The organism is Pseudomonas batumici (assembly GCF_000820515.1).
Taxonomy (GTDB): domain Bacteria; phylum Pseudomonadota; class Gammaproteobacteria; order Pseudomonadales; family Pseudomonadaceae; genus Aquipseudomonas; species Aquipseudomonas batumici.
The window spans coordinates 258626-284084 of record NZ_JXDG01000003.1 but is presented as its reverse complement, the minus strand read 5'-3'; the positions used below and the strand labels follow the sequence as shown (position 1 = coordinate 284084).

20 protein-coding genes and 3 tRNA genes are annotated in these 25459 nt (G+C 64.4%); 2 read left to right on the top strand and 21 right to left on the bottom strand.

Features of this window, described 5'->3' with window-relative positions; all coding sequences use genetic code 11:
- Positions 1–482: 482 nt before the first annotated feature.
- Together UCMB321_RS01835 and UCMB321_RS01830 are read left to right on the top strand one after the other, a co-directional pair.
- Complete coding sequence (locus tag UCMB321_RS01835) at positions 483–1622, top strand: nitrilase-related carbon-nitrogen hydrolase (RefSeq protein ID WP_040063399.1); 1140 nt, start codon at positions 483–485, stop codon at positions 1620–1622.
- Positions 1619–2659: an AraC family transcriptional regulator gene (locus UCMB321_RS01830; protein WP_040063398.1), complete on the top strand. Its 1041-nt coding sequence runs from the start codon at positions 1619–1621 to the stop codon at positions 2657–2659. The genes UCMB321_RS01835 and UCMB321_RS01830 overlap by 4 nt, the downstream gene beginning before the upstream one ends.
- A 364-nt stretch (positions 2660–3023) precedes the next feature.
- On the opposite strand, the gene UCMB321_RS01825 is transcribed toward UCMB321_RS01830, so the two are convergent.
- From UCMB321_RS01825 to purF, 21 genes are all read right to left on the bottom strand, one after another.
- Positions 3024–3953 (bottom strand): DUF2242 domain-containing protein, encoded by a 930-nt coding sequence (locus UCMB321_RS01825; protein ID WP_040063397.1) that lies wholly within the window; start codon positions 3951–3953, stop codon positions 3024–3026.
- Positions 3954–4058: 105 nt separating this feature from the next.
- Entirely contained in the window at positions 4059–4754 is a 696-nt protein-coding gene (locus tag UCMB321_RS01820; protein WP_040063396.1) for a response regulator, read from the bottom strand.
- A 314-nt stretch (positions 4755–5068) separates the two neighbouring features.
- On the bottom strand, positions 5069–8335 hold the full coding sequence (locus UCMB321_RS01815) for an ImcF-related family protein (RefSeq protein ID WP_052451042.1): 3267 nt from the start codon (positions 8333–8335) through the stop codon (positions 5069–5071).
- A 39-nt stretch (positions 8336–8374) separates the two neighbouring features.
- Complete coding sequence (gene icmH, locus UCMB321_RS01805) at positions 8375–9580, bottom strand: type IVB secretion system protein IcmH/DotU (protein WP_052451041.1); 1206 nt, start codon at positions 9578–9580, stop codon at positions 8375–8377.
- Complete coding sequence (gene tssK / locus UCMB321_RS01800; protein WP_040063391.1) at positions 9580–10917, bottom strand: type VI secretion system baseplate subunit TssK; 1338 nt, start codon at positions 10915–10917, stop codon at positions 9580–9582. The genes icmH and tssK overlap by 1 nt, the downstream gene beginning before the upstream one ends.
- The gene (gene tssJ, locus UCMB321_RS01795; RefSeq protein WP_052451040.1) at positions 10910–11419 is read right to left on the bottom strand and encodes a type VI secretion system lipoprotein TssJ; all 510 of its coding nucleotides are present in this window, start codon (positions 11417–11419) and stop codon (positions 10910–10912) included. The genes tssK and tssJ overlap by 8 nt, the downstream gene beginning before the upstream one ends.
- Positions 11406–13343: a type VI secretion system Vgr family protein gene (locus UCMB321_RS01790; protein WP_040063390.1), complete on the bottom strand. Its 1938-nt coding sequence runs from the start codon at positions 13341–13343 to the stop codon at positions 11406–11408. The genes tssJ and UCMB321_RS01790 overlap by 14 nt, the downstream gene beginning before the upstream one ends.
- Positions 13344–13359: 16 nt before the next feature.
- Complete coding sequence (locus UCMB321_RS01785) at positions 13360–13749, bottom strand: DUF4280 domain-containing protein (protein WP_040063388.1); 390 nt, start codon at positions 13747–13749, stop codon at positions 13360–13362.
- Positions 13750–13841: 92 nt separating this feature from the next.
- Positions 13842–14819, bottom strand: a complete 978-nt coding sequence (gene tssG / locus UCMB321_RS01780; protein ID WP_157015835.1) for a type VI secretion system baseplate subunit TssG — start codon at positions 14817–14819, stop codon at positions 13842–13844.
- Positions 14804–16669, bottom strand: coding sequence for a type VI secretion system baseplate subunit TssF (tssF, locus tag UCMB321_RS01775; protein WP_040063559.1), 1866 nt, complete (start codon positions 16667–16669; stop codon positions 14804–14806). The genes tssG and tssF overlap by 16 nt, the downstream gene beginning before the upstream one ends.
- Entirely contained in the window at positions 16662–17156 is a 495-nt protein-coding gene (locus UCMB321_RS29385) for a type VI secretion system baseplate subunit TssE (RefSeq protein ID WP_052451039.1), read from the bottom strand. Before UCMB321_RS29385 ends, tssF begins: the two co-directional genes overlap by 8 nt.
- Positions 17157–17225: 69 nt before the next feature.
- Entirely contained in the window at positions 17226–17702 is a 477-nt protein-coding gene (locus tag UCMB321_RS01765) for an Hcp family type VI secretion system effector (RefSeq protein ID WP_052451038.1), read from the bottom strand.
- Positions 17703–17778: 76 nt separating this feature from the next.
- A complete protein-coding gene (gene tssC / locus UCMB321_RS01760) occupies positions 17779–19269 on the bottom strand; it encodes a type VI secretion system contractile sheath large subunit (RefSeq protein ID WP_084614752.1) in 1491 nt (496 codons plus the stop codon).
- 38 nt (positions 19270–19307) lie between these two features.
- Entirely contained in the window at positions 19308–19823 is a 516-nt protein-coding gene (tssB, locus tag UCMB321_RS01755; RefSeq protein WP_040063384.1) for a type VI secretion system contractile sheath small subunit, read from the bottom strand.
- 29 nt (positions 19824–19852) lie between these two features.
- The gene (gene tssA / locus UCMB321_RS01750; RefSeq protein WP_040063381.1) at positions 19853–20869 is read right to left on the bottom strand and encodes a type VI secretion system protein TssA; all 1017 of its coding nucleotides are present in this window, start codon (positions 20867–20869) and stop codon (positions 19853–19855) included.
- Positions 20870–21279: 410 nt separating this feature from the next.
- Positions 21280–21356, bottom strand: a tRNA-Asp gene (locus UCMB321_RS01745).
- A 99-nt stretch (positions 21357–21455) separates the two neighbouring features.
- Positions 21456–21532: transfer RNA gene (locus UCMB321_RS01740), tRNA-Asp, on the bottom strand.
- Positions 21533–21589: 57 nt separating this feature from the next.
- Positions 21590–21665 (bottom strand) — tRNA-Val (locus UCMB321_RS01735).
- Positions 21666–21786: 121 nt separating this feature from the next.
- Positions 21787–22551 carry an SDR family oxidoreductase gene (locus UCMB321_RS01730; RefSeq protein ID WP_425338517.1) on the bottom strand — a complete coding sequence of 255 codons (765 nt, stop codon included), beginning with the start codon at positions 22549–22551 and terminating at the stop codon, positions 21787–21789.
- An 11-nt stretch (positions 22552–22562) separates the two neighbouring features.
- Positions 22563–23774 carry an O-succinylhomoserine sulfhydrylase gene (locus UCMB321_RS01725; RefSeq protein WP_040063376.1) on the bottom strand — a complete coding sequence of 404 codons (1212 nt, stop codon included), beginning with the start codon at positions 23772–23774 and terminating at the stop codon, positions 22563–22565.
- A gap of 157 nt (positions 23775–23931) precedes the next feature.
- The gene (gene purF, locus UCMB321_RS01720) at positions 23932–25437 is read right to left on the bottom strand and encodes an amidophosphoribosyltransferase (protein ID WP_040063374.1); all 1506 of its coding nucleotides are present in this window, start codon (positions 25435–25437) and stop codon (positions 23932–23934) included.
- Positions 25438–25459 lie beyond the last annotated feature (22 nt).

The window sequence follows — 25459 nt, the reverse complement described above, 5'->3', positions numbered from 1 at the left end:
TCCAACAGCGTCAAGGAAAGTCCTGATGAAATTGGTGTTCTTAAGCAAGAAGGCGAGCAGGACTTCTCGTCAACGGAAGACTGTGCTGGTGCCGCAATATCGAGGTCTGTGGCCGGATTGGTCTCAAAACCAATCTCCACGATGGGCGTGGCAACATCACGTACACGCCCGCATTCTTCAAACCAATTCTGGATAGGTACCGAGAGAAATACGGTGTTGCTTCTACCTCCCAGGACGGAGCGTTCCGTATTTGATCTCGTCAAGTGCTAGGCTTACGCCTGCATCCATCAACTCAATCACCCCTCGTTGTAACGCCCCAACGCATCCCCAGTGATGAATGAGGCCGAAATTCAGCTCGTCGCGAAAAAATAATATCAAGCGATGCGAAATTTTCGTGCCAAATCATTGTTTTTTCGTACCTTGGCTACAAATTTCAGAGAAAATGCAAGACTCCCGCAGACGGTCGTTCGTTATCCGCTCCCATGCGCAAATTCATTGTCTTCTCCTTGCTGGTCCTGCTGCTTGCCGCCGTCACCGGCTATGGCGTATGGACCCAACAGCGCAGCAACGGTCACTACCTCTCGGACCTGCGCATCCGCCTGGTCGTGAACCAGGGCGTGGCCGCTGATCACGGCAATCTGCTGGGCGTGCAACCGGAGCTGTTTCCCAACGACTACCAGAGCCCGGCGCGCCTGCACCGGAAGCTGGCGGCCTATCTGCAACAGGCGCGCAGCCTGGGCCTGCTGAACGAGAAAACCATCGTGGTGCTGCCCGAGCACATCGGCACCTGGCTGCTGTTGCGCGGCGAAAAAGACGACCTCTACCAGGCCCTCGACCAGCAGGAGGCGATGAACTGGCTGATGCTCGGCAACCCGCTGAAGCTGCTCGGCGCCCTCTTCAACGCCAAGGGCCGCAGCTTCCTGGAAGACGCCCGCCTGCGCATGAAGGCCAGGACCATGGCCCAGGACTACCAGGCGGTGTTCGGCGGCCTGGCAAAAGAGTTCGCTGTCACCCTGGTCGCCGGTTCCATCGTCCTGCCGGACCCCAGCGTCGAGCAATGCACCCTGAAAATCGGCCAGGGCGCCCTGTACAACGTCAGCCTGGTTTTCGCCGCCGACGGGCGCCCCCTGGGCCAGCCCCAACGCAAGCTCTACCCGACCTTCGACGAACGCGGCTATATCAAGGGCAGCGGGCGCCAGGAACTGAATGCCGTGCAGACCCCGGCCGGGCGCCTGGGCGTGCTGGTCGGCAGTGACAGCTGGTACCCGGACAACTACAGCAGGTTTGACGAACTGGGCGTGTCGCTGATTGCCGTGACGGCCTCCCTGCCCGGCAAGAACAGCTGGGAGCTGCCCTGGCGCGGTTTCAAGAGTGCGGCCACACCGGCGAACATCAGCCTCAGGCCCGGCGAACTCGGCGAAGGCGACGCCTGGCATCGCCTGACCCTGATCAGCCGCGCGCCCTCCAGCCAGGCCCTGGCCGGTATGACCGTGTTCCTGCACGGCCAGTTCTGGAACCAGCGTTATTCGGGCCGGAGCTTCATCAGCCAGGATGGGCGCTCCATCGCCGAAGCGGACGCCAGCGATCACGGCGCCCGCCTGCTGAACCTGTGGCTGCCATGAAGCCGCTGCCGATGCGCCTGGGCGATCTGTCCGTGGGCTTCGTCCACAGCCTCGCCGATGCGGTACGCAGTCATGGCCAGGACCCCGAGGGCCTGCTGGCGCAATACGGGCTGGACCCGGCGCGCCTGGCCGAGCCCAACGCCCGACTGTCGATTCCGCGCTACATGCGCCTGGGGCACGCGGCGATCCAGCTGACTGGTGACCCGGCCCTGGGCTTGCGCATGGGCCGGCTCAGTCGGCTCAGCCAGGCGGGCCTGGCCGGTGTGACCGCCGCCCAGGCCCCGACGGTACGCGAGGCGGCGAGAACCCTGACCCGCTTCGAGGCGCTCTACGGCTCCAACTATCGCGGGCAGTCGAGTTTCCACGAAGACGCCGACGGCGCCTGGCTGCGCTTCTACTCCATCAGCCCGTACAACGCCTACAACCGCTTCGTGGTGGACTCGATCATCGCCGGTTGGTTGCAGCAACTGGGTAGCGTCGGCGGCGAGCCGCTGCAGGCCGAGCGCATCGACATCGAATTCGCCGAACCGGACTACGCCGCGGCCTACAAGGGCCTGGGAGACTGCCAGGTGCACTTCGCCGCCGAGCACAATCAGCTGCGCCTCGGCCAGGCCAGCCTGGGCCTGCGCAACCCGGAACATTGCCCCAGCACCTGGCGGTACCTGCTGCAATTATGCGAACGGGAACTGGAACAACTGACGCGCACCCGCAGCCTGCGTGAACGTATCACTCAGTTGCTGGGGCCTTTGCTCAATGGCGGCCGGGAACCCGACCTGGAAGAAGTGGCGGCACGCCTGAAGCTGCCGACCTGGACATTGCGTCGCAAACTGGCCGAGGAAGGGACACAGTTTCGCGCCATTCTCAATGACACTCGCCGTGACCTGGCAATGACCTACATTCGCGACACCGAACTGGCCTTTGGCGAAATCGCCTACCTGCTCGGTTTTGCCTCAGCAGAGGCCTTTCAACGGGCTTTCAAACGCTGGAACGGCCAGACGCCTGGCGAGTTCCGCCGCAGCCAGCGGCATTCGGCCTGAGCCGAAAAACGACCGCTTACAGCTCGGTCGCGTCTTCAGCCGGTTCAACAGGGTCCAGCTCGAAAGCACGGGACTCCAGCAGTTCTTCTTGATAGTCATCCATTGTGAAGCTCCTTTTTTCGTTCAAGGTTAAAACCGCTGTCTTGCTGGCCATTCCTGTAGGAGCGGGCCGGGTCCAGCATAGGGGTCCCGTGTGAAGGAAAAATGAAGCACCCCGTCTGCCCCAGGCTCCTGAGTAAGGACCTGAAATAAAAAACTAGCAGAACGGTCAGAATTTACCCACTTTTATTTTGCCGGTGGCGTCCCCACCACAGGGCCACGGGATCGAGGTCGACAAACCCGCTCCCGCCGCCCTGTGTCGTGGTTACTGCGCCGGAGTCGCCGGGGCCGGGGTGGACGTCGGCTCGGCGGGCTTTTCCGGGGTTGCCGGGGCGGTCGAGGTCACCGAGACCGCAGGGGCGGCAGGGACTGTCGGGGTCGCCGAGACGCCAGGGGCTGCGGGGGCCTTCTCGAGCGGTGTGACCGGCACGGCCGCAGGCGGCGCGGCAACCGGCTCGGAAGTGGCAGGCGTGACGGGTGCGTTATTCACCGGCTCCGCGGCCTTCGGTGCCGGCACGGGCACCGGTGCAGGCGTCGGTTGCGCCGGCTTGGTTTCTGCCACCTTGGGTTCCGTCGGCTTGTCCGCATGGGCCTTGGCCGGCGTCGCGTCGGGCACGCCCAGGTCCGCCTTGGGTTTCTCGTCGGTATGTTGCTCCTTCTTCACTTCAGGTGGCAGGAACAATTCCACCAAGGTGAAGAAACGGTCATAGAAGGTCGCCGAGGACACGGTCTCGCTGGCGACCTTGACCATCGAGTCGTCCGTCGAGCCGATCGGCATCGACACCGACCCCAGCACACCCACGCCCAGGCTGGCGGAGTTGTTGACCTTCTTCAGGGCATAGCGGTCCTGCAGGGCGTTGGCGAACATGGTCGAGCGATGATTGGCGCTGCCATCCGCCGCACAGACCACGCTGAAGCTGATCTGCATGTGGGTGTCGCCGGTCTGCTGGAAGCTCTTGTTGCCGGTGACCAGCTTCGGGTCGCTGCTGGTGATGATGTAGCCCTGGCTGAGCAAGGCACGCCGGGCCGCTTCACAGGACGCCGTGTCGCTCACGCCGTAGTTGCGCGAGAACGTGCCGGCGTCGTCGAAATTCTCCCGTTCGTAAACGGCGGTCTTGGAGGGCGACGAGCAGCCCGCGGCGCCCGCCAGCATCAGTGCCAATGCAACGGCACGCAAGTGGAATGATGTCGACATTGAAAATCCTGAGGAAAAACGGTCCGGGGCGTATTGTGCATCAGATCGGCGTCACTGAGCGCACGCTGATCAGGTTCTGACAGCGAATTTTCAGGAAAATGCACTTCAGCGCCCCTCCATCTGATAACGCACCTTGTACAACTCGTTGTCGCCACGCAGGCCCAGCTTGCGAAACGCGGCCTGTTTCTGGGTACTGATGGTCTTGATACTGCGCGAGAACTTGCGCGCAATGTGGCTCACCGACAGACCGTCCAGGCAACAGCGCAGCACCTCGTGCTCGCGGACCGTCAACGCCGAGGTCCTGGCCAGTTCGTCCAGGCTGGCGAGCTCGGACTCCGAGGCCGGCGTGGCGATATCCAGCCGCGAGACCTCATGCACCTGCAACGCCTCGACCATGTCCGGATGCAGGTAGACCTTACCGGCCGCCACCTGACGAATGGCCAGCACCAACTCGCCGGAATTCAGCTCCTTGCCGATGAAGCCACTGGCCCCGCAACGCAGCGCCAAGGCGACCGTCGCGGGCACGTACAGGGACGAGATGACCAGCAGTCGCAACTTGGGAAAGCGGATCCTCAAGGTGCGAATCAGGTTCAGGCCGTCCACCTCGCCCGAACGCAGGGAGTAGTCCATCACCACCAGGTCGACCTCCTGCTCGCGCAAGGCTGCCATCAGCGCCGAGCCACGGGTGAAGCTGCCCAGCAACAGAAGATCGGTCTCGGCCTGGATCTTGATCTCCATGCCGCACAGGACCAGGCTGTGGTCATCCAGAATCATGAGGCGGGTAGGCTTTTTCTCGAGCATGGACTCTCCTGCACAACTGCCAATGAAAAACTGACTCGGCAGTGGTCAGGTCCGACCGACGCAAAATCGTTGTGCGGACCGCCACCGCTTCACAATGGCATCCTGCCCAACCGATGATCCCCCTGATTCGCAGGGCCCCTCTCCCTACGCCAGATAACTCCACCTGGCCAGCCGGGCCGCCAGGGCGACCGCGACCCTGCAGCGGGCTATGTGTTGTCATGCTAAACAGTCGTCCCGTCAACCGACATAGGACGTTTCCCCAGGCTCGTTACGAAACTGACCTTCACATTGAGGGACAGGCCAAATACCTACAGTCACCCTGTCGATGGGCATCGGAAATCGCTCAGGATCTTGCGACCGAAGGGGTGATCGAGGCTGGCGCTACGCAATTGCAGCACCACCTCGAAAGCCTCGAAGTTCAGGGTCAACCAGTAACCCTCCCCGCTCGGCGCCGGCCCCAGGCGGCCCTGCTCCATGAAACGAAACCAGGCCCAGGGACCTTCGGCCGAGCGTACCAGGGTGCGCCCGTCGATCAGCGTGACCACCATCTTGAGCTGGCTGCCCAAGGCCCGGGTCGGCCAGGTGAACAGACTGGGCCGGATGGGGCCGTGGGCATAGTCGAGTTGCAGCTCGTCCAGGGTCAGGCGCACCTGGGCGATGTTTTCATCCATGGTCACAGGGCTGAGCTCGAAATCGACCCGCGCGACGTCGGACGTGCCGGGAAAAAACGCCCGGCGAATCTGCTCCGCGCGCTGGAACTGTGCCGCCGGCGCGCCCTCCAGTAGCGCGGTGTCCGGATGACGCTGTTGAAAATCCTGCAGCAGCCCGGAAGGGGCGAACAAGCGGTTGAAATCGGCCAGCGAGAGCTGCTCCCTGGCCTGTGGGTCAAAGGGATAGCGCTGGGCGAGCAGGCGCGAGCATTCAGGGCCCAGTTGACGGTCCAGGCTGGCGCCGACCGTCGCCACCGTCTGCTGGCGCAAGTGTTGCCGGGCAACGCCGACGATATCGGCGAACAGCGGTTGCAGCATCGGCGGCAGCCCGTCGATCTGCCGCTTCAGTGGCTCCAGGCTGTCCACCGGCGGGCTCGGCAAGCCCATCGCCAGGGACTGCTCCCGGGCCTGGAGGTAAATCGTGGCCTGGGCCAGGGCTTCGCGTAGCCCCTCAAGCGGGGCGGCGGTGCCTTCGGTCAACTGTCGCAGCGCCGCAAAGTGCCGGTTGACCGGGTGCTCCTCGGCGGCCAGCGTGCCGGGAAGCGTCTTGGCCAGATCGGAGGAGAGACTGGAGGCCAGTGACGAAACCTGCTGGCGCGCCCGGTCGACCAGACGCTGCGGGGCCTCGCTGAGCCCAAGGCGGGTCTCACGCCCTGCCGCGCGCAGCAAGCTGAACAGCGCCGAGTCGGCCCGCGACAGCCGCTCCAGCCTGAGGGCCAGGGACTCGGGCTGGTCGAGGCCAACCAGCCGCAGGTCCGCGAAGAACTGCTCCCAGTGGCGGATATAGTCCCGCGTATAAAGCGCGGACACTTCGTTGTGCAAGGTCGCCGCGTCCAGTCGAAGCCCCGGCCCCATGACCCAGTCTTCATCCTTGAGCGCCTCGGCCACCAATAACGGCAAGCGGACCCGCAGCTGCTCATACCCCTTGGGGCTGAAGCGTGCAGGAACGCCTCGGTTCAAGGGCTCGCCGCTACGGCGGGCCAGGCTCAGCAGACCCTCGCTGCCGCTGGCGGCGACGACACTGAAATCCTCCGCGTCGGCACTGGCCAATGTCGCGCTCAGTCGAGCGTACAGACGCTGCTGTTGCGGCTCGCTGCGCAATTGTCGACGCACCCGCTCTACCCACTGCGAATCGACACTCAGCACCGGCCCCTGCGCCAGCAGTGGTATCAGCGCCTGGACATGCCCCTGCAATTGCTCGCGTTGCTCCGGAGCCAGCGCCTGACCGAGATCGCCCTGCACCTGGGCCGACAACCAGTCTTCAAAGGCGGCCGATTCGAATCGGCCCTGGCCGCCCAGCATCAGGTAAAAGCGCAAGCGCTCCTGGCTCTCGCTGTACAGCCCATCTGGCGCAGGGCGCTGCAAGACTTGCACAACGCCAGGCAGCCACTCATCGAGCAACGCCCGCTGGTAAAGGCCATGGGTATGGTCCAGCAATCGCTGATATTCGCTTGACCAGAACGCCGGCTGCGGCCAGCCATCCGTGGAGGGATAGGCCAGGCTCCTGAAGCGTGCCAGGCGCTCGAGCAGCGCCGGCGTCAGGCCCGTCCCGGCAGCGCTGGCCGGCAACGCCGCCAGCAACGCTTGTTGCTCGGCCAGCCACTGCAACTGCCGGGTCTGCTGCCAGTAACTGTTGCCGAGCAGCGCTGCCAACAACATGACCAAGGCAGCCGCACCGAGTGCAAGCAGCCAGCGCCGCCCGCCCGCACCCGGCGGCAAGAATGCAGGCCAACGCGTGTGGCGTCGACTCTGTTGCAGGCAGCGGACCAGCCGCTGAGTGGCGGCCCGAGTGCCGGGCTCGACCCGTAAGTGACCGCTGCAACGCAGCGATTGCAGGTGGACCTGCGAGACCCGCGGCTGCTCGAAAAACGCTGTCTGCAGATAAGGCTGCAAGATCTCGCCGAACTGTCGCCATAATCGCGCGAAACCGTAGAGTTGAACCCGGGCCGAGGTCTGCACTTCCTTCTGCAAGCGCTCTGGGAGTCCGTCCTGCAAGGTCGCGAAGAGGCCGACAACACGCTCGGCCAGCCCCGCCAGGTTCTGCCGGTTGCGCCCACGGACAAAGGCCAACGCCAGGTCTCTTTGCTCGGTCGGCAACGCCAGCAACGAGGGTTCGAATCCCGGCAAGCGATCACAGTGGGTGACGATCACCTGCACCGACAAGCCGTGCCCGAACTGAGCGGCCAGCTCTTCCAGGCGTGCCCTCAGGATCAGCGCCTGGGCATCGCGGGCAGCAGGGGCCAGGCGTAGCAGATGCACCGCATTGAGCACCAGCACCGCCCCGGCGACACCCAACCCGTGGCGGCGCGAGCGTTTCAGTTCATCGAGCAGGCAACGCCACAACCGTACGCACTCAGGGTCTGCCTGGGTCAACAGCGCCGCACTCACCGCCATGACGGAAAAAGCCCCGACACGCCCCGGGTGCACATCATCGGGCGGTGACTCGTCGCCTCCGCGCGCGCGGCGCCCTTTCTCCCCCATCAGACTGCGCTTGCCGGCGCCTGCCCCGCCCAGCAGCAGGAACACCGGACCGCTGGCACTGGCCTGGCCTTCCAGGCGCCAGCGCTCCAAACGCTCACGCAAGCGCCGCTCTCGGGCACCGGGTTGCTCCAGCGCCTGCAACGCCAACTGCGCCGCTTCTGCCTGAAGCAACTCCCGGCGCTTGCGCCGTCGCCGGGCCCACCAGAGAAAAACCAACCCACACAGGTACAACGGCACCAGCAGCAGCCATTGCTGCCAGTCGTGCGCCAGCGGAGCAACACCGTCGATGGACAACCGCGGCCCCTGGCTGCGTACCAGCAGGGTCAACAGGTAAAGGCCCGCCGTCAGCGGCAGCGCCCGCAGCAGGTTTTTCAGCAATCTCAGGAACATGGTGGCAGTCATCCAGCGAGGGCAAATAGGTGAAGCGCCCTACGGCAGGGCGGCGGCGGTCACGAGCAGTTCGAGCACGATCTCCACCCGGCGATTGCGCGCGCGGTTGTCCGCGCTGTCATTGGCGACCCGTGGCTCACCGGCGCCACGCCCCAGGACCTGGATACGCCCGGGGTCGGCCGCCTCACCGAACATTTCGAACGCCACCGCACGAGCGCGTCGCAGCGAGAGTTCCTGGTTGGAGACCCTACCCTTGCCGACCGGCGTATCGTCGCTATGGCCGATGATCCGGATACGTCCCGGCCAATCCGCCAGCACCGCGGCGATCCGCTGCAAGGTCACCCGATGCTGTGGCGCGAGCGCGCTGCCGCCAGGTGAAAACCATTGCCTGGCACCGAGCAGGAGTCGCACTTCGCCCGCCTCATTGAGCAGCATCACGCGCCCGGCCTGGAGATCCTCGGCCAGACGTTCGGCCAACGAAGGCCGCGTCGCGGGGACCGTTGCCCTGGGCGACGCCAACTGCGACAGGCCCGGCAACTGCTGGGCAGAGCGCCTCTGCAGATCGTACGCACCCACGACCACGAGGACGATCGTCAGCAGCACCAGACCGCACAAGGCCCAGCGCAGCGCCCGCCGGAGCCGCTGCCCCGTCGGCACACGCTTCAGTAGCGGACGCGGATAACGCTCGCGGTGCAGGCGCAGGATTTCGTAGAGCTGGCTGCGCTTGAGGGCGAGGATCGAACGGCCTTCGCGCTGGATTCGATAACGCCCCTCCAGGCCCAACGCCAGGCACAGGTACATCAGTTCAAGCAGCGCCAGGTGCTCCACCGGCTTGAGCTGCGCCTCGTCCAGATAGGCGAAGAAGCCTTCGCCGCCCTCGGTTTCCTGGTGAAAGGTCATCAACAGGCTGTGCCGCGACCAGGCACCCCGGGCCCATTCGCTGCTGGCAATGACTTCGTCGAGCAAGGTGCACAGGGCATAGCGGGCGCGCCACACGATCCGCTGCTCGATACCGCAGGCCAGGGCCTGACGCTGAAAGGTCCGCACCCGGGCAATCAGGCGCAGGCGCAGCGCCGCCAGGTCGGGCCGGCGCGTCAGGCGTTGGAAAACCACGACCTCATGCAGCAGATCATCGGCCAACGGGCACAGCTGTTCGTCGGCGGCCGCCGGCCGGGCCCGGACAGGCTCGCGGGCAATCGCGCGGGCATCTTTTCGTGATCCTGGAACCGCCTTGGCAAGCGCCATCACGGCTCCCTGATGGCCCAGAACGCCAGTTGCAGGCCCGGAAACGAACCGGCTACATGCAGGCCGAAGCCGCTGGTGTCCACCAGGTCGGCCCACAAGGCGTGGTCGCTCGACACCTGGAAATAGCTGAAGCCGGGATAGTAAGGCAGCTCCCTGGGCGCCGTCGGCAACACCTGGATCGCCAGACCCGGCAATTGCAGGTTCACCAGGTCGTGCAGGCGCTCGGCCGGGCCGATCTTCAAGCGGCTGGGAAAGCTTTTACGCAGTTCCTCGTCGGGCACCTGCGCGCGAACCGCGAGAATGAAACGCGCCGATTGATACAGATTGATGTCCGGCACCTGGGCGAAGCGAAAGCCGAAGGCGCCACTCTTGAGGGCCAGGGCAACCACATCGGCCGTGGCCGTGGCACTCAACGACTGCAGCAGGTCCTGGATCAGCGGCACAAAGGTCTCACCCAGGCGGTCATGGCGGTACACCGGGTACGCCTTGGGACGCTTGCGGTCCGGATGGAAAATCGCCAGCTCGCCGGCCAGCCGCACCAGCTCGCGGTACAGCAGTTCCGGATGCAGCGCCGCCTGGCTGGCCAGGTGCAACAACAGGCTTTCGGCGCGGTTGACGCTTTGCAGCATCACGTATTGCTGGATTTCCGTCATCCCGCCGAGGCCACCCTGGCCCAGCCCCTCGGCCAGGGCCGCACCGCGTTGCCGGGCCCGGGCGATCAGTTCGTCGACGGAGCGCGCCAGCACCGGCGAACAACGCCAGGCCAGCAGCGGCGCCACCTGTTGCCGGTCGAGCACCACCAGGCCGGCGACCGTTCGCTCCACCACCCGGGCCACCCGCAGGAACACATGGGAAGCGGCCACCTCCGCTTCGCGCGCCAGCTTCAGGTTCAAGCGGCTCACCTGCAAGCAGGCCGGTTCGGCGCCCTCGGCATGGGTGTCGGCCACCATGACTTCGCTGACCCGGTGGCGGGCCAGGCTATCGTCCCGGGGGGCGGTTTCGGTGTCCGGAACGCCCGGGCGATTGACCGCCAGGGCCAGCACCAGTTGTACATCGCGCTCGCTGTCGGCCACCGGATAACGCAGCCGGGCCAGCTCCTCGTCCGTCAGGGCGAAGGGGCTGCCATCGGGCATGATCCCTTCACAGGCGCTCAGGGCCAGCGTGCCCAGAGCCAGTTGCCCCGCATCGATTTTCAGCGCGGAAAAGCCCCAGCCATGGGGTTGCAACGCCCGCAGGACCTGCGCCAGCCGGGCCCGGTGATGGCGCTCCTGCTGCTGGAAATGCTGCGGCAGCAGAAACATGCCTTCTGACCACACGACGCTGTCGTGACTACTCATCGGCCTTCTCCTCCGCGGGCGCCGACGTCAACACTACGCGCTCACGACCGATCAGGGCCGTCAGTCGCGAGGAGCGCGTCGGGTCGATTTCGGCCCAGGCCCACCACTGGGCATGGTCGATATTCCGGTACTCGGCCACGATCGCAACAAAGCGGGTGCCGGGCTCCGGAATAAAACCCTGCTGCTGCTGCTGGCCAGGGCGCAGCAGCAGCGACTCCTGCCGCAGCAGGTCGCGCCCCAGGGCCTGCTCGGCGGCGGCTTCGGACTGGAACAGCTCGACCTGCTCCAGGCGCTTGCTGTCCGCCAGTTGCAGGAGCCTGACGATCACCGGCGAAGGCCGGCCATGCAGGTCGGGATTGCTGTCCAGTGCCGCCTCCAGGGACAACGCGATACGCGGTTCGGGCGGTGCCGGTTCGTCCGCCCAAAACCAGGTACAGCCTGGGAGCGTCAGCACCAGCAGCAGGAACATGGCGTGTCGAAACACCTGCTTAATCGCGACCATCGTCAGCTTCCTTAGGCTGCTTGACCTTCGCCGGTTTCGCCGCCTTGGCCGAGGTCGAGGCAGGCGCGGCACCGCCATTGATGTCAACCGAGGCTACCCCATCGAGGGTCACGGTCTTGCCGTTGATCGCCACGCCCGAGGCGCTGAGCACCAGGGTGCTGGCGCCGACCTTGAGGGTCAGGCTCTTGCCGGCCTCCAGCACCAGCTCGCCGTGGGCCTTGAAATCCATGTCGGTCGCCGTCGACTGCCATTGACCGGCAACCTTGCAATGGCTATCGCCCCCGATATCCAGCGATTGATCGGCGTCGACCCGACTGTTGCGGCTCCCGCCGACGGACTCATGGAGATCGTTCTTGACCTTGAGCAACTGATTGGCGCCGACCGTCAGGTGCCAGTCGTTGCCGATGCTGGCGAACGCATCGTTGCGCACCGTCAGGTCCTGGTTGCGGCCCGCATGGATCAGCAACTGCTCGCGGCCCGCCTTGTCGTCGAAGCGCAGCTCGTTGTACACCCCTTCCTCGCCCAGCGACTGCGACTTGAGACCACTGCGGGCCGCCTCGGCCGGCAGCTCCCAGGGTGGCCGGTGCCCGGCGTTATAGAGCCCGGCGGTGACCACGGGCCGGTCGGGGTTGCCGCCGAGGAACTCCACCACCACCTCCTGCCCGACCCGCGGCACGAACAGCGCGCCCCAACGCTTGCCGGCCAGCGGCTGGGCGACCCGGACCCAGCAGGAACAATCCTCGTTGCGCCGCTCGCTGCTGTCCCAGTGAAACTGCACCTTGATCCGACCGTATTTATCGACCCAGATCGGATCGCCTTCCTTGCCCACCACGAAGGCCGTCTGTGGCCCGGCGATCAGCGGTCGCACCGTCTGGAGCGGCGCGCGAAACACCTGGGTGGTCGGAATCGCCTCGACCTCGCAGCGCGGCTCAGTCGTTGTATCGAACTGCAAGGTCGTCGCAACGATCAGGTAATCGCCGTTCTGCTCGGCCCGTGGGTGATCGACCAAGGTGAACCACTGTCCGGGTACCAGATACAGCGACTGGCTGACGCCCTGTCGCCACTGCTGGCGGGCGTGCGCGGCTTCGAGCTGGATCTGCGCCAGCGCTTCGACAGATTTGCCACTGCTGAAGCGCCCCGGAAAACCTTCCTGTCGAAAGTTGCCGTGGCGAGGTGTCGCCGCAGCCGCCTGACTCACCGAGAGGACGCTGGCCTCACGATTGCTGGCCTTGGTGAAATCGAAATCCACCAGGCTGAACACCCCGGGCCGCAGTTCACCGTGGGACTCCCAGCGCTGCATGCTGCCCGGGACCTTGTCCTGGTTGGGCCGGTAGCTCATTTCAGCCAAGTGCCGCACCGGTTTATGGGCGTCCATCGAGTCGGCGATCACCAACAGGTGGTCTTTAGGCTGATGATCGAAGAAGTAGTAGAACCCCGCTTCCTCCAGCAAACGACTGAAAAAAGCAAAGTCGCTTTCGTCGAACTGCACGCAGTACTCCATCGGCTCCAGGCATTCGACCTGCCAGTCGATGCTGGCGGGGTAGTCGCTGAAGACCTCCTCGAGTATCTGTTTGAGCGTCAGGTTCTGGAAAATACGCTGGCGCCGGGACTGCGTAAGCAACCACAACCAGGGCCTGAGCGAAAGCCGGTAGCACGCCTGGCGCTTGACCCAGCCCGTGGCACTGAAGGCGGTGATATAGCCGTGGATATGCCGCACCTGTGGCTCCTGTGGCGCCTCGACACCGAGGCTCAGTGCCAACGGACGTCCCAGCAGATCATCGACCTGCAAGCCATCGTTGGCACAGGAGACCGTCAACTGGTATTCGAAGAGCTGGCTCAGCCCTTCCCGGCCCGTCAACTCGAGCAGCGACAGCTTGGCATCGACGTCAGGCACCTGGAGACGGTGGAAGGTGTTCTCGGACATGGTGACAAGGGCTCGCTCAGGCAATCGTGGTCTTGAGGGTGGCGCTGGCATCGACGCGGATCTGGCCGCCCCAGTTGCACAGGCAGGTACAGCGATTGTCCAGCGCCGGCAGCTTGGCAATCCGCGTGCGCGGCGCGCCGGGCTGCCAGGGCGTGAGCGTGGCGGGCACGCAGGGCATCGGCGTCAGCACGCCCATGGCGGCGGCCGTCGCCGCCGCGACCTGGGGGTTGGCCGGGCTGCGGCAGAGGCCGAAGGTCGGGATATTGGCCTGGGGTTGATGATCGAGAATATTCGCCGCCGGCTGACCTTCGACCGTGACCCGCCCCAGCGGCAGGACACTCAGGGGGGCCGATACGGTGCCAAACGAACAGGAGAGCAAGGCACCCATTACAACTTGCTGATTCATGCGTGCTCCAGACAGACATCCATGGAAAGCCCGCGCAGTGTCAGTCAAGGGTGCCCCGTGGGGTATCGGATAACTCCTAAAAGCAGCGCGGGTCATTGAAAACGCGCGGGCTCGAAGCGCCATCCCGGCGCAGCCGCGCACTTGTGCCCCAGCCAGCAGGCCCGCCCCAGGCCCTGCCGCGCGCCCAGGCGCAGGCCTGGCCGCTGCGCCGGATCCAGCTGCAAGTCGAGGTCCCATTGAAAGGTCGGGCCGACATAACACTCGACCAGTTGGCAGAGCGGCTCCAAGTAGCGCCCGCCGGGCAGCAGGTGCTGATAGTCGGGCCAGGACAACGGCCCCAGGTGCAGGCTGAAACTGTGCTGGATATTCCACAGGCGGCGCCCCAGCAACGCGGCCCCGCCCAGCCGTGCCGACTCGCTCTGCCGGCCCAGTTGCAAACGCTCGCCGGACGCCAGGACGGCCCGGTGTCGGCCCAGGCTGCTCAGGCTCACAGGCAAGCGCAGCAGATCCTGGACCAGGGCCAACAAACCGGCGGCACTGCGGCGTTGATCGATGAACTGCGGCGCATAGAAACGCGCGCCATTGGGCAACGCACTCATCTCGCCCGGTGAAAACGCCGACACATAGTCGGCGAAACGGTCGTCGGCCGGACGATCGGCCCAGACCACCGGCCGCACCCGCGCCCAGCTTCGGTAGAGCAGGCTCAGCAGGCGGTGGTGAAACACATCGAGAAAGTGCGCCAGGGTGCTGTCGCCATGATTGATCTGGCGCGACAGCACATCTTCGCTGAAATGCAGGGGCATCGGCCCGTTCGCCCCCGTCAGGCCGAAGAAGTTCACCGCCAGCAGCGCCGCGCGGCCTTCGCGAAGGCGCAGTTGGGCGATCATCGCCGGTTCGAACGCCAGCGAGACGTGCTGCGCCAGACGCAACGGATCGTCGCCCAGGCGTTGCGCCGTGCCCCAGCGCGGCGCGTGGGGGTAAGTGCGCTCCAGCAGGCGCAGCGCGGCGAAAAAGTCGTAGCGCCAGGGATGCGCGACCAACTCGGGCGGTGGCGCTACCAGATCATGCATTGCCCCGCCCTCGCCCGCCAGGTCTTGATAGGCCCCCGGCTCACACTGTGCAACTCGGTCTCGACAAAGGCATTGAGCGCGGCATAACGGACAAAGAACCGCTCCAGGGCGGCCCCGAACAGATAGGCTCCGGTCCCTTCGCAGGCGGCGTCGTCCAGCAGCAGGGTCAGGTTCAGGCCGCGACCGAAGGCCACCGGGCCAGCACCGGGCAGCCGCCGGGTGACGACCTCGGCACGCAAGGAGACGATGCCTTGCAGCAACTTGTGCCCGCTGCTGTCGTCCTCGGGCAGGTAATGCGCCAACAACTCGCGCAAGGCCTGCGCCCCGGCAGCCCCCTCGCGGTGAGCCAGGGGCAGGTAGTTACGCGACAGTTGCCGGACCACCTGCCATTGCCGATCGCCCTGGGATGGCGCGGGTAGCGGGCGCGAGGGTCCCGCCACGCAACGGATCGCCAACACCGGGGCACTCACATCCAGGACGAAGTCGGTATTACCGGCCCCCAGGGGCAGGCTCAACGGTAGATCGCGGTTGGAACACAATACGTCCACCGCCAGGCGCTGCAGCTGGGCGTCCGCCTCCAGCGCCAGGACCAGGCTGGCGTCACAGCCACGGTAACGCCGCTGCCCGTCGACGAAGCGCTGGGGGACACGGCTGGGCGTGCGCTGCATCTGGTAGAAACCCACCGGACGCAAATCACTGTCGTCCAACCGTGGCGGGGCATACAGCGGCAGGAGGAGTTGGCGCTCCTTGGAGCCGGCGGCATACCCATGGACCGCCAGCACCTCCTGGATCTCATAGGCCAGTGGCCGCGCCTTGTCGACCACCAGGGGCAATTCATGACGGTAAGGATCAATGACGATACGCTCGATACGCTTGTTGAACAGGTTGATCACCGGCGCGCAGAACAAGCCGAAGTGGCTGGCATCGAGCAGTGCCGACAAGGGTTGCGACAGCGGCGCGAACACCACCACCAACTCCAGGCTGCGCGATTGGCACCCGCGCAGCGCCGGCCCCAGGCCACCCAGGCTGACAAAACGCTCACCCTCGGCAAACGCGAGAAAGGTCTTGAGCTGTGCGCACACCGCGTCACTGTTCAACGAACGTGCCTGCTGGCGGGCGGCGGGACGCGGCTCCGGCTGACGGATCTGCCCGGGGTCGATCCGCGGGCTCCAGCGCCCCTCGCCTTCGCCGCAGCGGGCAAACATGCCCTCGGCGCGGGTCAGCAGGGCTTCCTGAACGGCCAGGGGCAACGAGCCATCGCCGCGCAGGAACAGCGTCAGTTCCTGCAGCGCCAATTGATCGAAAGACACCCCGGCCGTAGTGCGCAGACGCAGGCGCAAGGCGCCACCGTCCTGTTTGAGCACGCTGGGCGGCAAGCCCTTGAGCAGCCCCGCACTGGGCAGGTACTCGGCTGACTCCAGGGCCAGGGGCCAGAGCGTTACTGGACGCAGGCTACGGAACTCGCAACGCGGTCCTTGCCCGCCCGCCTCGCCCAGCGAGCGCACCACGCTATCGGCCGGCAGGGTGAACCCCGAGGCGAGCGAACCCTCCTGCAAGTCCGGGGAAAACTGCAACACCGCCATGGACGGAACCGGCAGCAACTGCTGCGGTTGCACCAACTCCAGGAGGCTCTCGGTGAAACGCGGGAATTCGGCCTCCATCTGCAGTTGCACACGGGCGGTGAGAAAACTCAAGCCCTCCAGCAAGCGCTCCACCGATGGGTCGGTCACCTCCTCGGGGCGCAGCCCCAGGGTGGCGGCAATCTTGGGGTAGTCCTCGGCAAACTCGGCACCGGCTTCACGCAGGAAACGCAGTTCACGCTCGTAATGGCGCAGCAGTCGTTCATCCATGGGCGCGCGGGCGAACGTAGGGCCGAACTCGAACTTCACCACTCTCGGTGTTCCAGGCCGACTCCAGGCGGAACGCGTGCAACGCATCGAGGCCACGGATCTCACCTTCGATGAGGAAATTCAGGCTGGCACTGCCGGGCGTCGCAGGCAGGAGTTGCACCTCGACGCTGTAACGCAGGATGCGCGGCTCGAAGTCCAGGACGATTTCACGGATACGGTTCTCGAGCTTCTGCGTATCGATGCTCGATAGCACCACCCCCGCCAGGTTGCCCAGGCCGTAGTTGAGCACCGATCGCGTGACATGGGGCTGCCTGCCCAACGGACAGACCGCCCCCAGTCCGGTGGCATTGAACAGCAGCGTGAGATCCCGGCACAGGTGTTCCAGCTCTTGCTGCGAACCACCTCCAGCCTGGCGACGGGTCATCCCCTCGCCAGGGCTGGCGGGCCTCATCAGACGCTCGAGCAGCGGTGTCATGGCGGTGCTCATCAAAATCCTCCCGAAAACCCCAGGCGCCGACGGGTCCCGCAGCACGCTACGGGATCCGCTGGCGTTCGATCACACGGTGGTTTCTGTAATCCGGCTGAAGCTCTTTTCAACCTCGGCCTTCACATTGCCGTTCACGAAATGTTTGTACTTGTACGTGATGCCCGTGAAGTTGATCAGGAAGTTCTCGGTCGGGCGATCGCCGCTGCCGTTGTTGATGGAGTAGTGGCAGATGATCGGATTCTGCAGCGTGAACTCGACGTAGGGTTCGTTCTTGCCCGTCGAACTGCCACTGGTCTGGATAATCCGCAAGGTCGCCTCCTCCAGGGACTTGCCAGTGATCGACTCGATAAACAGATTGGGCGAGGCAATGTCGGTGGTCTTGCTGAAAGCCATATCGCTGACGTGCCCGACGCCCACTTCACGGTCATTGTCAAACGAGATGGGACGACCGCTGCTGAACGACCAGGAGTCGATGACGATCCAGTCCTTGTGATTCGTCTCCTGGCTATTGCCCTTAATCTCGGTTTTGAATTTCAGTAAAATCATGCGGGACTCCAACGTCTATTTATTTGAATGGTTAAGCACCTTTCCCGGAGCGCAGCCCCGGTCGGGCGTGAACCCCTCAGCCTTTGACCGAGGGCAGTTGGGAGACCAGTCGCAGGGACACGCTCAGGCCTTCCAATTGATAGTGGGGACGCAGGAAAAACTTGGCCTGGTAAAAGCCCGGGTTGCCTTCCACTTCCTGCACCACCACTTCGGCACCCGCCAGGGGCTTGCGCGCCTTGTCGGCGTCACTGGCGGTCGCCGGGTTATGTTCGACGTACTTGACGATCCAGTTGTTGAGCCAGATTTCCATGTCCTCGCGCTCACTGAAGGAGCCGATCTTGTCGCGCACGATGCACTTGAGGTAATGCGCAAAGCGGCAGGTGGCGAACAGGTACGGCAGACGGGCGGCCAACTGCGCGTTGGCGGTGGCGTCGGGATCGTCGTACTCCTGGGGACTGTGCAAGGACTGCGCGCCGATAAACGCGGCCAGCGAGGTGTTCTTGCAATGCACCAGGGGCATGAAGCCGTTCTTCGCCAACTCCACCTCGCGCCGATCGCTGATGGCGACCTCGGTCGGACAGGTCATGTCCACACCGCCCTCCTCGGTCGGATAGGTGTGCACGGGCAAGCCGCTGATGGCGCCGCCGGACTCGATGCCGCGAATCCGCGAGCACCAGCCGTACTCCTTGAAGGAGCGGTTGATATTGATGCCCATGGCATAGGCGGCGTTGGCCCACAGGTAGTTCTGCGCCTGGCCTTCGGTGACCTCCTCGAAGGCGAACGCCTCCACCGGCGCGGTACGCGCACCGTAGGGAATACGCCCGAGGAAACGCGGCATGGTCAGGCCGATGTAGCGCGAGTCCTCGGAGCGCCGCAGATTGCGCCAGGCGGCGTGCTCGGGGGTGAGGAACAGCTTGCTCAGGTCGCGGGGGTTGGCGACTTCGCGCCAGGAGTCCATCAGCATCACCGCCGGTGACACCGCGCTGATCAACGGCGCATGAGCCGCCGCGGCAATCTTCGCCAGTGATCCCAGCAGCTCCACATCCGGCGGGCTGTTGTCGAAATAGTAATCGGCGATCAGCACGCCGAACGGCTCACCGCCCAGTTGCCCGTACTCATGCTCGTAGATTTTCTTGAACAGCGGGCTCTGGTCCCAGGCCGCGCCCTTGAACTTCTTCAGTTCGCGGGCCACTTCGTCCTTGGCGACGTTGAGAAAGCGGATCTTGAGTTTCTCGTCGGTTTCGGTGTTGCTCACCAGATAGTCGAGACCGCGCCAAGCCGATTCGACCGCCTGGAAGTCCGGGTGATGGAGGATGTCGTTGACCTGCGCGGACAACCTGGCATCGATTTCGCCGATCAGCGCCTGAATGGTGCCGAGGGTGTCATGGGCGATCAGGTGGGTCGTACGCAGCGCCTGCTGGGCCAGGGTCTGCACCGCATGCTCGATGGCTTCGCGCACCGGCTCGCCGCGCGGCTTGAACTCGCGTTGCAGCAGGTCATTGAATTCACTGGGCGACAGTTCGGCCGCCGGATCGATACCGGGCTGATTCTGAGTAGTGACGGACACGGGTATTTACCTGTTTCAGGGAGCGATCATCGAAGGCATCAGTCTTCGGACTCGGTGGCGGCCGGCTTGGCCTGGGCCAGCAGCGACTGCATCAGGGCCGGGTTTTCCAGCAAGCGGGCCATCAGTTGCTCGGCACCGCTCTTGCCGTCCATGTAGGTCAGCAGGTTGGCCAGTTGATTGCGCGCCTCCAGCAACTCGCGCAGGGGCTCGACATTGCGGGCCACCGCCCCGGGCGAGAAGTCGTCCATGCTCTTGAAGGCGAGCGACACCGCCATCTGCCCTTCCCCCGTCAGTTGATTGGGCACACTGATGCGGACCTGGGGTTCGATGGCGGCCATGCGCTCATCGAAGTTGTCGATATCGATCTCCAGGAACTTGCGCTCGGCCAATGGCGGCAGGTCGGCCCGGTTGGCGCCCGAGAGGTCGGCAAACACGCCGTTGACGAAGGGAATCTCGATGGTCTTTTCGGCGCCGTACAACTCGACGTCATATTCGATCTGGACCCGTGGCGCGCGGTTGCGCCCAATGAATTTCTGGCTGTTGTTACTGGACATAAAGATCAACCTGAGCAGCGAGAGAAAGGTTAGTCATTGGCGATACCGCCCAGGGCGTGCAGGTCGGCGAGACTGCCCGGCACCAGTTCGGCGATCGCTTCGAGAAAACTCATGGTGGCGAGCCGGCGCGTCCTGGCCGCCAGCAGGGGCACCGGACTCGAAGGCTCGTGGTGGGCGTAGTAGGCGCAAATGGCATCCAGGGCACGGACCACGTCTTCGCGCGACTGGCAGACGCCGCTCCAGGCGGCCGCGCCGGCCGTTGCCGCACTGGCAGTGACTGCCGGCGGCGAGTCGTCGGCAAGCGCTGGCAAGACGGCGCTGCAACGCTCCTCGGCGACGCGACACCACTTGTCCAGAGCCCGCCCGAGCCCGCCTAACGGGGAAACACCAGGCGCTGCGGTTTTTTCCTCGAGGCAAACACCGATCTGTGCGATCAGCTCCACCAGGCTCCTGAGTGTGCGAAGCCCCTCGATCAACTCGGCGCGGGCGGGAGATTCGATCAGGCTCGCCAAGTGCGCCAGCCCTTGCGTCCGGGCTTCCTCCTGCGCGGACTCGGCGATACACGCCAAATCGGCCACGCACAGCGGCTCAAGGCCCGCGGCGCTCCCCAGGGGCTGGCGCTTGAGCACCAGGACCACGCTGGTGGGCACCGCCAGCTCGGCCAGCGTATTGAGGCGCACCAGCGGATCGTGCCCTTCCTCAGCCAGGAGCTGTGGGTGGATATCCTCCCAACGCTCGCGCAGCAGGCGGTCGATCAGCCGCAGTCCTTCGACAAAGCCGGACAGCCCCTGCAACTCCAGCAAGGCACGCGCCAGGCAGACCGCAACCCGCAGGTCGAGGGAATCTTCCAGCAGCGTCAGGCACAGCGACCGTACCCGTTTCCAGTCCACCGGTGTGGCGGGATATAAATGGTCGCCGTATTGAACTTCGTTGCCGCCGTCTATTTCTTGCAACAGTTGAATGAAGTCAGCCCGGTATTCCAAGTTCGGACCACAGGGTCGGTCATACAGGCTATCAATATAAGGAATCAGTTCTTTTATCGACATATTCCACCCCCATGACTAATGCCCTCAGGCACGCTCGCCCCCAATGAAAGCCTTTAAACGCCAAAGCCTTGTGCACGTGGCAGGCAAGGCGCTGCTGGAATTCACTCTAGTCAAAGGGGTGGGCCGAAAACATAGGAATAGTCCTAGATCGGATAACACCGAAGATCACGGGTAAAGAAGATGAATAACGAAAGTTTGCAAGTTTGGAAGAACATGCAAGGAGAAGCGTTTTATTACAGGATTAAAACGTCTACAGGACGCTGAAGGCGTAATAACGCAATAGGCGGGGACGGCTTCCAGTCAGGCCAACACATTCAGATAGCCGTTGACGAAAAACAGGCAAAAAAAGCCCCGGCAAGCCGGGGCATTTTCTTTTGCTTCAAGGAGTTCAAGGGCCTTGAAGCGGTGTATGGCGCAGCGGACGGGACTCGAACCCGCGACCCCCGGCGTGACAGGCCGGTATTCTAACCGACTGAACTACCGCTGCGTATCGCTCGGACTTGCGTCCGTTGAAACCGTGAAACCCGTGATCGATCAGCTTCGGTGCTTTTCGATCGCAGACCGCGCGAAGCGATCTGTACAAATATGGCGCAGCGGACGGGACTCGAACCCGCGACCCCCGGCGTGACAGGCCGGTATTCTAACCGACTGAACTACCGCTGCGCGTCGGTTGGAAGCTCCTTGCGGAACATCCGATTCTCTTGCGAGAAGCTCAACGAGTGGTGGGTGATGACGGGATCGAACCGCCGACCCTCTGCTTGTAAGGCAGATGCTCTCCCGGCTGAGCTAATCACCCTTTGCTGCGTTGAGGCCGCGAAATTTACGCAGGTAGCGGACCTAAGTCAATAGCCTGCTTGAAGTTTTTCAGAAAAAGACAAAATCGTGTCACACGTGCAGCCATGAAACCCTGCTCGCACCTACACGTGGTAGATCATCTTGCGGGTCATGCCGCCGTCCACCACGAATTCCTGGCCCGTGACGAACCCCGCGTTCCTCGACAACAGCCACGCCACCAGCGCCGCCACATCCTCCACCGTCCCTACCCTTCCCGCCGGATGCTGGGCATGATCGGCGTCGCTCAAGGGCTCGGCCCGGCGCACCGACGGATCACGCGCATCGATCCAGCCCGGGCTGACCGCATTGACCCGGATCTCCGGGCCGAGACTGATGGCCAGGGCATGAGTCAGCGCCAGCAGGCCGCCCTTGCTCGCGGCATAGGCCTCGCTGTCGGGTTCCGACTGCGCCGCACGGGTAGAGGCCAGGTTGACGATCGCCCCGCAGTGGGCGCGCAGGTAAGGCGCACAGTGCTTGGCCAGCAACATCGGCCCACTGAGATTGACCGCCAGCACACGGTTCCAGTGCGCCAGGTCGAGGCTCTCCAGGGTGATATTGTGCGGATCGGCAATCGCCGCGTTGCACACCAGGGCATCGACCCGACCGAAACGCCCCAATACCTCGGCGACCCCCTGGGCCACCTGGGCCTCGTCGGAGACGTCCATGGCAATGAAACAGGCATTCTCGCCCAGTACCCGGGCAACCTTGCCACCCCGGACATGATCGAGATCGGTGAGCACCACCTGCCAGCCTTCGCTGATCAGCCAGGCCGCGATCCCCAGGCCGATACCACGGGCCGCGCCCGTCACCAGGGCGACACGACCATTGTTGCCAACGGCCGTGTCCAGGGACCACTCGATCACAAGGCCGCCAACCCGCGGGCCAGGTCGGCTTGCAGGTCGGCAACGTCTTCGAGGCCGACGGCGACACGGATCAGGCTGTCGCGAATCCCCGCTGCCTCACGTTCCTGCGGTGCCAGACGACCGTGGGAAGTGGTGCTCGGGTGGGTGATGGTGGTCTTGCTGTCACCCAGGTTGGCGGTGATGGAGATCAACCGGGTGGCGTCGATAAAGCGCCAGGCGCCCTCTTTCCCGCCCTTGACCTCGAAACTCACCACCGCGCCGAAACCGCGCTGCTGACGCTGGGCGAGTTCGTGCTGCGGATGGCTCTTGAGACCGGCGTAATGCACCTTCTCGATGCCGTCCTGCTGCTCCAGCCACTCGGCCAGGGCCTGGGCGTTGGCGCAGTGGGCGCGCATGCGCAGGTTCAGGGTCTCCAGGCCCTTGAGGAAGATCCAGGCGTTGAACGGGCTGAGGGTCGGCCCGGCGGTACGCAGGAAACCGACGACTTCCTTCATCTGCTCGCCACGACCGGCCACCACGCCGCCCATGCAACGGCCCTGGCCGTCGATGAACTTGGTCGCCGAATGCACCACGATGTCCGCGCCCAGCTTCAACGGCTGTTGCAGGGCCGGTGTGCAGAAGCAGTTGTCCACCACCAGCATTGCGCCCTTGGCATGGGCGATTTCAGCCAGGGCGGCGATATCCACCAGTTCGGCCAGCGGGTTGGACGGCGATTCGACGAACAGCAGCTTGGTATTCGGCCGGATCGCCGCGTCCCAGCCCGACAGCTCGGCCAGGGGTACGTAGTCGACCTCGACGCCGAAACGCTTGAAGTACTTCTCGAACAGGCTGATGGTGGAGCCGAACACACTGCGCGAGACCAGCACGTGATCGCCGGCACTGCACAGGCTCATGACCACGGCCATGATGGCGGCCATGCCGGTGGCGGTGGCCACCGCCTGCTCGGCCCCTTCCAGGGCCGCGATGCGCTCTTCGAACGAACGCACGGTGGGGTTGGTGTAGCGCGAATAGACGTTGCCCGGCACTTCCCCGGCGAAACGCGCCGCCGCATCGGCGGCGGTGCGGAACACGTAGCTGGAGGTGAAGAACATCGGGTCGCCGTGCTCGCTTTCCGGTGTGCGGTGCTGACCGGCACGGACGGCCAGGGTGTCGAAGGCAACGCCCTCGAGATCGCTGTCCAGCCGACCGGCATCCCATTCCTGACTCATGCTGCCACTCCTTGCTCGATTCTCTGGAGGATACAAACCACTGGGGGCGATGAGGTCCTGTAGGAGCTGGCTTGCCAGCGATAGCGATGGTGAATCCTGCATCGCCATCGCCAGCAAGCCGGCTCCTACAGGGTTGGCCCCGAGAGCCGGTTCTTACTCAGTTGTTGTACAGGTCGATGATCGCGCTGACCGCCTGGGTCTTGGCCTTGGACGCATCGTTGCGCGCCTGTTCGATCTTGGCCAGGTAATGCTCGTCGACGTCGCCGGTGACGTACTTGCCGTCGAACACCGAGCAATCGAAGTGTTCAATCTTGATCTTGCCACCGCCGACGGCCTCGATCAGGTCCGGCAGGTCCTGGTAGATCAGCCAGTCGGCACCGATCAGGTCGGCCACGTCCTGGGTCGTACGGTTGTGCGCGATCAGCTCGTGGGCGCTCGGCATGTCGATGCCGTAGACGTTCGGGTAACGTACCGCCGGCGCCGCCGAGCAGAAGTAGACGCTCTTGGCGCCGGCTTCGCGGGCCATCTGGATGATCTGCTTGCAGGTGGTACCGCGCACGATGGAGTCGTCCACCAGCATGACGTTCTTGCCACGGAACTCAAGTTCGATGGCGTTGAGCTTCTGGCGCACGGATTTCTTCCGTGCCGCCTGGCCCGGCATGATGAAGGTACGGCCGATATAGCGGTTCTTCACGAAGCCTTCGCGGAACTTCACGCCGAGGTGGTTCGCCAGTTCCAGGGCCGCGGTACGGCTGGTGTCCGGGATCGGGATGACCACGTCGATGTCGTGCTGCGGACGCTCGCGCAGGATCTTCTCCGCCAGCTTCTCACCCATGCGCAGGCGCGCCTTGTACACCGACACGCCGTCGATGATCGAATCCGGACGCGCCAGGTAGACGTGTTCGAAGAGGCACGGGGTCAACGACGGATTGGTCGCGCACTGACGGGTGTGCAGCTTGCCCTCTTCGGTGATGTAGACCGCTTCGCCCGGTGCCAGGTCGCGGATCAGGGTGAAGCCGAGCACGTCCAGGGACACGCTCTCGGAGGCGATCATGTACTCGACGCCTTCATCGGTGTGACGCTGGCCGAACACGATCGGACGGATACCGTGGGGGTCGCGGAAACCGACGATGCCGTAGCCGGTCACCATCGCCACCACCGCGTAGCCGCCGACGCAACGGTTGTGCACGTCGGTCACCGCGGCGAATATGTCTTCTTCGGTCGGTTGCAGCTTGCCGCGCTGGGCCAGCTCGTGGGCGAACACGTTGAGCAACACTTCCGAGTCGGAGCTGGTGTTGACGTGGCGCAGATCGGACTCGTAGATCTCCTTGGCCAACTGTTCGACGTTGGTCAGGTTGCCGTTGTGCGCCAGGGTGATGCCATACGGCGAGTTGACATAGAACGGCTGGGCTTCAGCCGAAGTCGAGCTGCCGGCGGTCGGGTAGCGCACATGGCCAATGCCCATGTGTCCGACCAGACGCTGCATGTGCCGCTGCTGGAACACATCGCGGACCAGGCCGTTGTCCTTGCGCAGGAATAACCGGCCGTCATGGCTGGTCACGATACCGGCAGCGTCCTGGCCGCGGTGCTGGAGCACGGTTAGCGCGTCATACAGCGCCTGATTGACGTTCGACTTACCGACGATACCGACGATGCCACACATGCGACGCAACCCCTACTTAATG

Bases quoted from the DNA above. Each gene is read 5' to 3' on its own strand.
- UCMB321_RS01835 (WP_040063399.1), top strand. From the start codon at position 483: ATGCGCAAATTCATTGTCTTCTCCTTGCTGGTCCTGCTGCTTGCCGCC.
- UCMB321_RS01785 (WP_040063388.1), bottom strand. From the start codon at position 13,749: ATGAATCAGCAAGTTGTAATGGGTGCCTTGCTCTCCTGTTCGTTTGGC.
- UCMB321_RS29385 (WP_052451039.1), bottom strand. From the start codon at position 17,156: ATGAGCACCGCCATGACACCGCTGCTCGAGCGTCTGATGAGGCCCGCC.
- tssA (WP_040063381.1), bottom strand. From the start codon at position 20,869: ATGTCGATAAAAGAACTGATTCCTTATATTGATAGCCTGTATGACCGA.
- icmH (WP_052451041.1), bottom strand. From the start codon at position 9,580: ATGGCGCTTGCCAAGGCGGTTCCAGGATCACGAAAAGATGCCCGCGCG.
- tssF (WP_040063559.1), bottom strand. From the start codon at position 16,669: ATGGATGAACGACTGCTGCGCCATTACGAGCGTGAACTGCGTTTCCTG.
- UCMB321_RS01830 (WP_040063398.1), top strand. From the start codon at position 1,619: ATGAAGCCGCTGCCGATGCGCCTGGGCGATCTGTCCGTGGGCTTCGTC.
- purF (WP_040063374.1), bottom strand. From the start codon at position 25,437: ATGTGTGGCATCGTCGGTATCGTCGGTAAGTCGAACGTCAATCAGGCG.
- tssB (WP_040063384.1), bottom strand. From the start codon at position 19,823: ATGTCCAGTAACAACAGCCAGAAATTCATTGGGCGCAACCGCGCGCCA.
- tssG (WP_157015835.1), bottom strand. From the start codon at position 14,819: ATGCATGATCTGGTAGCGCCACCGCCCGAGTTGGTCGCGCATCCCTGG.
- UCMB321_RS01725 (WP_040063376.1), bottom strand. From the start codon at position 23,774: ATGAGTCAGGAATGGGATGCCGGTCGGCTGGACAGCGATCTCGAGGGC.
- UCMB321_RS01765 (WP_052451038.1), bottom strand. From the start codon at position 17,702: ATGATTTTACTGAAATTCAAAACCGAGATTAAGGGCAATAGCCAGGAG.
- UCMB321_RS01820 (WP_040063396.1), bottom strand. From the start codon at position 4,754: ATGCTCGAGAAAAAGCCTACCCGCCTCATGATTCTGGATGACCACAGC.
- tssJ (WP_052451040.1), bottom strand. From the start codon at position 11,419: ATGGTCGCGATTAAGCAGGTGTTTCGACACGCCATGTTCCTGCTGCTG.
- tssK (WP_040063391.1), bottom strand. From the start codon at position 10,917: ATGAGTAGTCACGACAGCGTCGTGTGGTCAGAAGGCATGTTTCTGCTG.
- UCMB321_RS01825 (WP_040063397.1), bottom strand. From the start codon at position 3,953: ATGTCGACATCATTCCACTTGCGTGCCGTTGCATTGGCACTGATGCTG.
- UCMB321_RS01790 (WP_040063390.1), bottom strand. From the start codon at position 13,343: ATGTCCGAGAACACCTTCCACCGTCTCCAGGTGCCTGACGTCGATGCC.
- UCMB321_RS01815 (WP_052451042.1), bottom strand. From the start codon at position 8,335: ATGTTCCTGAGATTGCTGAAAAACCTGCTGCGGGCGCTGCCGCTGACG.